At 46.0% G+C, this 8,792-nt stretch carries 9 protein-coding genes and 1 tRNA gene; 4 read left to right on the top strand and 6 right to left on the bottom strand.

Going from position 1 to position 8,792, the window contains the following annotated elements:
* Window positions 1-20: 20 nt before the first annotated feature.
* The 4 genes from LRR81_RS15900 to melA all read right to left on the bottom strand — a co-directional run bounded on the left by LRR81_RS15900 (window position 21) and on the right by melA (window position 5,273).
* A complete protein-coding gene (locus LRR81_RS15900; RefSeq protein WP_231790371.1) occupies window positions 21-551 on the bottom strand; it encodes a GNAT family N-acetyltransferase in 531 nt (176 codons plus the stop codon).
* Window positions 552-819: 268 nt separating this feature from the next.
* Window positions 820-1,014 carry a YbdD/YjiX family protein gene (locus tag LRR81_RS15895; RefSeq protein WP_231790370.1) on the bottom strand — a complete coding sequence of 65 codons (195 nt, stop codon included), beginning with the start codon at window positions 1,012-1,014 and terminating at the stop codon, window positions 820-822.
* Window positions 1,004-3,082: a carbon starvation CstA family protein gene (locus LRR81_RS15890; protein WP_231790369.1), complete on the bottom strand. Its 2,079-nt coding sequence runs from the start codon at window positions 3,080-3,082 to the stop codon at window positions 1,004-1,006. Before LRR81_RS15890 ends, LRR81_RS15895 begins: the two co-directional genes overlap by 11 nt.
* 859 nt (window positions 3,083-3,941) lie before the next feature.
* Entirely contained in the window at window positions 3,942-5,273 is a 1,332-nt protein-coding gene (melA, locus tag LRR81_RS15885) for an alpha-glucosidase/alpha-galactosidase (RefSeq protein ID WP_231790368.1), read from the bottom strand.
* 121 nt (window positions 5,274-5,394) lie between these two features.
* Here melA and LRR81_RS15880 point away from each other — a divergent pair, with 121 nt between their 5' ends.
* The gene (locus tag LRR81_RS15880; protein ID WP_231790367.1) at window positions 5,395-6,291 is read left to right on the top strand and encodes an AraC family transcriptional regulator; all 897 of its coding nucleotides are present in this window, start codon (window positions 5,395-5,397) and stop codon (window positions 6,289-6,291) included.
* Between the two features lie 39 nt (window positions 6,292-6,330).
* Here the strand turns inward: LRR81_RS15880 and clpP are convergent, their stop codons facing one another.
* Window positions 6,331-6,927 (bottom strand): ATP-dependent Clp endopeptidase proteolytic subunit ClpP, encoded by a 597-nt coding sequence (clpP, locus tag LRR81_RS15875; protein ID WP_231790366.1) that lies wholly within the window; start codon window positions 6,925-6,927, stop codon window positions 6,331-6,333.
* A 220-nt stretch (window positions 6,928-7,147) separates the two neighbouring features.
* On the opposite strand from clpP, the gene LRR81_RS15870 reads away from it, so the two are divergent.
* From LRR81_RS15870 to LRR81_RS15860, 3 genes are all read left to right on the top strand, one after another.
* Window positions 7,148-7,402, top strand: coding sequence for a DUF2164 domain-containing protein (locus tag LRR81_RS15870; protein ID WP_231790365.1), 255 nt, complete (start codon window positions 7,148-7,150; stop codon window positions 7,400-7,402).
* Between the two features lie 76 nt (window positions 7,403-7,478).
* A tRNA-Arg gene (locus tag LRR81_RS15865) sits at window positions 7,479-7,557 on the top strand.
* 308 nt (window positions 7,558-7,865) lie between these two features.
* Entirely contained in the window at window positions 7,866-8,285 is a 420-nt protein-coding gene (locus LRR81_RS15860; protein WP_231790364.1) for a DUF4395 domain-containing protein, read from the top strand.
* A gap of 217 nt (window positions 8,286-8,502) precedes the next feature.
* On the opposite strand, the gene yvfG is transcribed toward LRR81_RS15860, so the two are convergent.
* Complete coding sequence (yvfG, locus tag LRR81_RS15855) at window positions 8,503-8,718, bottom strand: protein YvfG (RefSeq protein WP_231790363.1); 216 nt, start codon at window positions 8,716-8,718, stop codon at window positions 8,503-8,505.
* Between the last annotated feature and the right edge of the window lie 74 nt (window positions 8,719-8,792).

Below are 8,792 nucleotides of genomic sequence, written 5' to 3'. Positions count from 1 at the left end.
CGGGTCCTTTTCTTTTGCGCCTAATGATCTTCACTGTTAATGATGGCAAGGATCACATGATCACTCCATCTGCCATTAATTTTTACGTTTTCCTTAGCAATTCCTTCCCTGTGGAAACCGGCTTTCTCTAAAACTCTCAGCGAACCATGATTATGCGGCATAACGCCTGCTTCCACTCTATGAAGCTTTAGTTCCTTGAAAGCATACTCCACACCAAGCTTTACAGCTTCAGTTGTGTAGCCCTTGCCATTTTCCTCTTCATCGAGGCAATAGCCGATCCAGCAGCATTGAAGACTTCCCTTTGCCACACCTGTTAACGATAAGGTGCCGATCAGCGAATGGCTCTCGCCGAGGAAAATGCCGAAATTATAGCTTGTTCCTTCCTCAGCCAGCTGTCTGCCTTTTTGAATTCGCTTTTGCTGGTACTCAAGCGTGTAATAATCATCTTCCCTTAAAGGCGTGTACAGCTGAAAAAAATCCTTATTTTTAACTTCATGATCCAGCAGTGCCTGATCATCAGAATCTCTTAGCAGGCGAATGTCAACTGTCATTCACAAGCCCCCTTTGACTGGTGCAGGAGCTCCGCATGACCAAGGGCTCCTGCTTTTCTTAAAATATCAGAATTTATATAAGAAACTAGTTAGCAGACTGTCAGAAATTGATTTGTCCAGCTCCAGCGCCTAGCCCGATCTGAGTCGCTTCGGAAAAATCCAAAAAGTCAAGAGCGGACTTTTCGGATTTTTTCCGCAAGCAGCTGTCGGGCCTGTTCAAGGCGCTTGCGCTTTTCTTTAAATTAGCACCAAATTCTGACACCGTCAATCAGCAGCAGCGGGACACCTTGCCCCCTTTGCCATTGTAGCGAGCCTCCTGCGCTTCGCAGAAAAACTCCTTCCTCGACTGTACAGGCTTGCCTGGATGATGGGCTGCCATATACTCCACATACGTCTCATAGCTCGGCACACCGGCCATCAGGCTGAAAAATTGCTTCCGGTATTTTAAAAGCTTACCCAGCATACGTTTTCTGGCCTCCTTCTTCTCTTGAAATATAAGGTGCTTCATGCAGATTGACCTTTTCATTGCGCATGACTTTAATCCAGATCCGCAGCGCGGAGAACAGAACAGCAATCACCACTGCCATAAAGATTCCGCAAAGAGCTGCATCAACATAATCATTGATCAAAACCTGATTCATTTGTGCCTTGTTCACTGCAGGGGCCAGTATTTTTCCATCAGCCAAAGCGTCACGGAAAACCTTCGCGTGGGAGAGAAAGCCGATCTTCGGATTGGCATCAAACAGCTTCTGCCAGCCGGCAGCCATTGTGACAATTAAAATCCAAACGGTTGGAAGCAGCGTCACCCATACATACTTTTTCTTCCCCATCTTAAAGAGAAGCGTGGTTCCAAGGAGCAGGGCAATGCCGGCGAGCATTTGATTGGCTATGCCAAAGAGCGGCCAGAGCGTATTGATGCCTCCGAGCGGATCGATAACCCCCTGATAAAGGAAATATCCCCATCCGATCACACACAAAGCCGTCGCGATCAGGTTGGCAGGAAGAGACTCTGTTTTGCTCAGCGGCTTGTAAACGCTTCCGAGAAGATCCTGAATCATAAACCTTCCAACCCGTGTGCCTGCGTCGATTGTTGTTAAAATAAACAATGCTTCAAACAAAATCGCAAAATGATACCAAAAGGCCATGAGCGCACCGCCGCCGAGCGCTTTTGAGAAGATAAAAGCCATTCCGATCGCAAGCGTGGGTGCACCGCCTGTCCGCGAAAGGATCGTCCCTTCCCCAACATCCTTCGCAATCTGAGTCAGCATATCAGGTGTAATGGAATAGCCCCAGCTTGAAACCGTCTGTGCTGCCTGAACAGCGTCAGTTCCAATAACCGCAGGAGGGCTGTTAATAGCGAAATAAATGCCTGGAGTCAGCACACAGGCAGCAATCATCGCCATTGCAGCCACAAAAGACTCAGTCAGCATGGCCCCATACCCAATCGGCCGTGCATGAGATTCTCTTTCCACCATCTTAGGCGTCGTCCCTGAAGACACAAGTGCATGAAATCCTGATACCGCTCCACAGGCGATAGTGATAAACAAGAATGGAAATAAATTACCCGCAAAAACAGGCCCTGTTCCATCCACAAACTTCGTCACAGCAGGCATCTGAAGCTCAGGGGCAACAGCGATAATGCCAAGTGCCAGTCCAAGAATGGTTCCTACTTTTAAAAAGGTGCTTAAATAATCCCGCGGAGCAAGCAAAAGCCATACCGGCAGGACAGAAGCAATAAATCCATAAACAATCATTAAAATAGCGATCGTCTCTCCATTAAACGTAAACATTGCAGCAAGCGCCGGATTCTTAGAAACAGCCTGTCCTGCATATAGGGACAGCAGCAAAAGAACAATTCCGATGAGCGATGCCTCGCCGACACGCCCAGGCCTGATATACCTCATATACAAGCCCATAAATACGGCGATCGGAATCGTCGCCGCAATCGTAAACATCCCCCAAGGACTTCCAATCAGCGCCTTCACCACAACCAATCCTAAAACAGCCAATAAAATAATCATAATGCCTAAAATGCCAATCATGGAAATGATCCCTGTTACAGGGCCCATCTCCTCTTTTATCATCTCGCCCAGCGACTTTCCCTTCCGCCTCATCGAACCGAATAAAATAACAAAATCCTGAACTGCCCCTGCCAGCACAACCCCTGCCACAATCCAGATCGTCCCGGGCAAATACCCCATCTGCGCAGCCAAAATCGGCCCAACTAAAGGGCCAGCTCCGGCAATCGCCGCAAAATGATGCCCAAACAAAACCCACTTATTTGTAGGAACAAAATCCTTCCCGTCATTATGCGTTTCAGCCGGAGTTTCTCTTTTATCATCCAGCTCAAATACTTTCTTTGCCATAAACCGGCTATAAAACCGGTAAGCAACCGCATAAACACACACCGCCGCCGTCAAAAGCCAAATTGCATTAATCGTTTCTCCCTGATGCAGCGCAAGCATCCCAAACCCCGCTGCCCCCAAAGCAGAAATCAGGCCCCATAATACGAAGGAACCAATTCTTTTCATTGAAATTCACCCCTTTTATGTATTAAGGCTATTTTACTTTAGTTGTTTGAAAATTAAAATAAGTATAATAATTCAAATATTAATTCAATTAAAAAAACTTTCCTCCCTATCCGGTGACCTGTCCCCTGTTCCGTTAAAGCAAAAGAGGACAGGCACCACCCCCATTATTCACAAGTTTAAAAGGTTTTACAGCTTAGGGGACAGGTCTTTAATTCGTTAAAAAACTGAGGGACAGGTGCAGATGATTGGGTACCTGTCCTCTGTCAGAGCAGTATATTGGGGGACAGGGGCTTCCTTTAATAATCCTTATCGGTACTGAGCTGAAAATAAGGGGGACAGGGCTTTAGTAAATTAGCAAAGCGAGGGACAGGGCACTGGTCTCCAAGGGGGACAGGGACTTTTGGGTATATACAACTATTTTGGTTGAGGAGAAAAGTCCCTGTCCCCATTTTTAATGGTGACCTGTCCCCTGCTCCTTTAACGCATAGAATGACAGAGACTATAGGGATTTCTGGAATAGGATCAGGTCCTAAAAGAAAGGGGACAGGTCTTTTTCTCATTAACGCACTGAGGGCCAGGTACCATATAATCGGTACCTGGCCCTTGTTCCGTTACTGTGATGGGGGACAGAGACGTTCATCTAAAAAACGTTGTGCAGCCTGTCTTTGATAGCAGGGGGGACATGTCATTAGTCAATTACTGCACTGAGGGCCAGGGCACTAAGTGTGGTGGTGTGTATATTGCCACCCACCAGCGAAGAATCCACCCTTTTAAGCTTCTGCCCCGAGGAATAAAGCTTACAAGAGTCATACAAGAGTCAGCATATCCATGGATGGTTCTCTCCTTTCGGTGCTGGTTATTAGATCGTCAGCGCTTCAGGTTTGTCTTTTTTGAAATATGGGATCCAGTCGCCATGAGCTTCAAGAAGGGCATCGCAAAGGGCTTTGATGTCATCCAGGCTTAGCTCTGCTGCTGTGTGGGGATCCAGGTAGGCTGCCTGATAAAGGGCTTCAATGCTGTCTTTCATGGCCGCTTCAATGGTCAGGAGCTGGGTGTTGATGTTGGATCGGTTCAGGGCTGCAAGCTGCTCTGGCAATTCTCCCATATAGCACGGCTTGATGCCGTTCCGGTCTGCCACACACGGTACTTCGACAACAGCGTTTTTAGGAAGGTTGCCGATCAGGCCGCCTTCGTTCAGCACGTTTCCGCCGAAAACGAATGGTTCATTGGTTTCCATGGCTTCAATGATGCGGGAGCCGTATTCTTTTGAACGCACGTGGGTGAGCTCTGCATTGTTGACGATTTCATCGCGCATTTTTTCCCAGTCTGCGATTTGCTGTTCGCAGCGTCTTGGGTATTCATCGAGCGGAATGTTGTATTTACCGATAAGCTCAGGGTAATTTTTCTTAATGTAGTATGGATGGTATTCGGCGTTGTGTTCAGAGGATTCTGTCACGTAAAAGCCGAACTTTTCCATCATGTCAAAGCGCACCATGTCTGTGTGCTTTTCTTTTTGTTTTTCTTTGGCGCGGCGCTTGATTTCTGGGTAAAGGTCGACACCGTCCCGCTTAATTTCAAGCAGCCATGCCATGTGGTTGATGCCGGCGATTTTTTCATCGATAGAATCAGCAGGAAGTTCAAGTGCTTTCAGCAGCTCTGATGTGCATACTTGGACGCTGTGGCAAAGGCCGACTGTTTTAATCGGTGTGAAGCGCTGCATCACGCCGCATAGAGATGCCATCGGATTGGTGTAGTTGAGAAACCAGGCTTCAGGGCAAACCTTTTCCATGTCTTTCGCAATGTCAAGCAGGACCGGGATGGTCCGGAGAGCCCGGAAGATGCCGCCGATGCCGATCGTATCACCAATTGTCTGCTCCAGTCCGAATTTTTTCGGGATGTCAAAGTCAATCACAGTGCTCGGCTTGTAGCCGCCGACTTGAATCGCATTGATGACATAGGAAGCGCCTTCAAGGGATGCCAGTCTGTCTCTGTAGGATACGATGGATACGGACGATTGCAGATTTTGCTTCAGCTGGTTCAGCATGCTTTCGGATTCCTGAAGCCGTTTTTCATCAATATCAAAAAGGGCAAATTCAAAGTTTTGCAGAGCAGGGGACATCATGCAGTCTCCGAGCACATTTTTCGCGAAAATAGTGCTTCCTGCGCCGATAAAAGTGATTTTCTTTTTCATAGTGATCCCTCCATGTGGAATATGTTGTGATGAAACAATATTTCAAATTATCTGATATACTCATAGTAAATCGCTTATATTTCGATCTCAATGGTAAATTCCTTTGAAGGAGGGTAATAAATTGCGGTACAAGCTGCTGGATGGCCCATATGGCAACTGTGTGTTTCAGTTTCAAAAAAAAGAGGCTTATATTCCTGCCAATATTTGGTATGTGGGCTGGGAAAGGCAAACAAAGGCTTCCTACAGATGGAATGGCGAAACAAGAACAGATAGCGAAAATACCTTTATTTTTCAATATACAACAAAGGGGAAAGGCGCTATTCGTGTAGGGGAGGCGGTTTATTCGCTTCCGAAGGGAAAAGCCTTTCTTGTAAAGGTGCCGGGTGATCATGAATATTGGCTGCCAGAGGGTTCGGCAGAATGGGAGTTTCTTTTTATCACACTTGTCGGGGAAAGTGCGGAATCGTGCTGGGCGGAATTTGCTGATCGCAACGGACCGGTGGCAGCGATTCCGGAAGAGTCTGAGCTAGTCAGGCTGCTGAGGCAGATTAATCAAGAGGCGCTGAATGATGAAATCAGCGACATATACATTGCTTCCTGCAAGGCCTATAATTTTGTGATGGCCCTTCACCGCTATGGCAAGGGACTTACCGAAGCAAAGGATAAAGTGCCGGAGCACATGAAAAAAGCAGCACGGCTGATTGAAAAAAAGCTTGGTGAGCCATTGAGCCTGACGGATTTAGCAGAGGAGGCAGGCTTGAGCAAATATTATTTTATTCAGCTGTTTCAGCAATATTTTCATGAGACGCCTATTCAGTACATGACGAAAAAAAGGATGGAGCGGTCGATGGAGCGGCTGTCAAATTCAGATCTTCCGATAAAAGAGATTGCGAACTTATCAGGCTATGAGAGCGCCAATTATTTCAGCAAAGTATTCAAAAAGGAAATTGGAGAGTCACCGAAGGAATTCAGGGAAAGGACGAGGGACAGGCAGTTCACCCGTGTGTTTTTGGAGTAATAAAAAAGCTGCCCGGCAATTCGGGCAGCTCTGTGTGCATTATTTCTTTTCAAGGTTGTTTCTTGTGATGACTTTGTCAATCAAGCCGTATTCAAGAGCACGATCAGCTGTCATAAAGTTGTCGCGGTCAGTGTCGCGGCTGATGACATCGATGGTTTGGCCAGTGCGCTCAGAAAGAATCTGGTTCAGTTTTTCACGAAGGAAGAGAATGCGTTTTGCGGCAATTTCAATCTCCGTTGCCTGACCTTGAGCTCCGCCAAGCGGCTGATGAATCATTACTTCACTGTTTGGAAGTGCAAAGCGTTTTCCTTTTGTTCCTGCTGCAAGAAGGAAGGCGCCCATTGAAGCAGCCATACCGATGCAGATTGTGGAAACGTCAGGACGGATATATTGCATTGTGTCATAAATCGCCATTCCGGCAGTGATGGATCCGCCTGGGCTGTTGATGTAAATCGTAATGTCTTTTTCAGGGTCTTCTGCTTCAAGGAATAGAAGCTGTGCTACAATCGCATTAGATACGTTGTCGTCAATTCCGCTTCCAAGCATGATGACACGGTCTTTCAGCAAACGGGAATAAATGTCGTAAGCGCGTTCCCCGCGGTTTGTTTGTTCAATAACTGTAGGAATTAAATTCATTCTTATTTTCCTCCCTTTAATCCAACTGTAATCCTTATGTACACCTATCATACAACCTATGGTCAATTAAGGTCAAACGATATGGTTCAACATTATCAATATATGAAGCACCCAGCTTATACATGTATTCATCATACCCCGAATAGCGTAATTTAAACAGCGCTTTCTCTCCTGTCTTTTTTCTGGCATACTGGCAGAAAGGGGATTGGAGGCAGACAGAATGGATCTGAAAATAAGCGATGAATACAAACAGGAAATGGTAGAAAAAATACAAAGCTATTTCGAGCGGGAAAGAGATGAATCAATCGGAGAACTTGCGGCTGAGCTGATGCTTGATTTCTTCCTGAAAGAGGTTGGAGCCATTATCTATAACCAGGGAGTGGCGGATGCAAGGACAGTTCTGCAGGAGAGAATGGCTGAATTTGATGATGCATTGTACAGTCTTGAACGGCCGGTGAGAAGAACGCAGCAGTGATTTAAAGGCATGGCTAAAATTTCCCCTTGCTATTCCATGCCTGGTATCATATAATATTTTTTGCTGACACTTATTTGCGCTCGTAGCTCAGTTGGATAGAGCGGTGGTTTCCGGTACCACGTCTGCCGGGGGTTCGAATCCCTCCGAGCGCGCCAATACTACATACTAACCTTCTGTACAAAATAGCTGTGCAGGAGGTTTTTTTATTTTTTTCAAATCTTTTGTGTAGTAATAAAGATAGGTAAATTGCGTGATGGGAGAGGCAAATCATGTTCGCCGACTGGATCGTCGGAGAATGGTGCGCCTCGGTGTGAAGCTGGATAAAGTACAAGTGAAAGCAAGCCTGGAACAGGTCTTGCACCATTTTACGTAAACGAGCTCAGCTGCAGCTCGTTTTTTTATATTCACAAATCATGCTATAATGGTTAAAATTCTTATAATCCAATAGGATAGGTGGGATATAATGAAAACTGTTCCTAAACCTCTTGTTTTGACAAACCAATGGTTTATCGTGCTGTCTGTCCTTGCAGTGTGGGTGACCGGATGGAGCTGGATTCTGCTTCTTCCGCTGATCGCCGGCCTAATGGGGCTTATTTTCCACTTCAATCCAGTCATGAAGGCAGCTAAAACGTTTTTGCTGAAGCCTCCTTCAGCGTATACCCAAGAAGATTTTGATCAGCAGCAATTCAATCAGATGATCGCTGTTGTCTGCTTGGCTATTGGGCTGATCGGCTATGCAATGCACTGGATGATTCTCGCTTATGTCTTCACTACCCTTGTTTTTCTGGCAGCCTTTATTGCCATTCTGGGCTTCTGCGTCGGCTGCTTTATCCGGTTTCAGTGGCAGCAGTATCAATATAGAAGAAAATCAAACCGTGTATGAAGAACCCTGAAAATAATGGGTTCTTTTTTTGTGATAAAAACTAAAAACCCGCTGCAAAAAACAGCGGGTGCATCATACGTTATTAGATTAAGTTATGTACGTCCAGTGAGCCGCCACTGGACTGGAATGACGAGTGTGTTGCGGCTCTTGGCCGCTCAACTTGTCCTTAGTTTATTACCATTCCAATTGAAAGTAAAGGGGTAATTTTTTCCTTGCTTCAGCCTTGTACTTTTACTTTGTTGTATGCTTCATCAAGATTTTGAATTCGTTTAAGCACTTCTGCATTTTTCGTCAGCTGGTCCTGTACAAGGGTGGAGACGACGGACCTGTAATAGCTGTTCATAGCATCGGTGCGGCTGCTTTTGTCCTTGTTCATGTCAATGTGCTGCTTTAAATTGCTTTCAAAATAAGGCACGGAAAATAATTCGCTCATAAATGGACTCCTTCCTCATCTATCCATATACGGGATAGCGGGGTTGATGTAAAATAAATGCAAAGGGGGGAAAC

Origin of the sequence: Metabacillus kandeliae, from assembly GCF_021166585.1 — a bacterium.
GTDB lineage: Bacteria > Bacillota > Bacilli > Bacillales > Bacillaceae > Metabacillus_B > Metabacillus_B kandeliae.
Note: the sequence above shows the minus strand (reverse complement) of the source record. Positions and strands in the feature narration are given on the sequence as shown.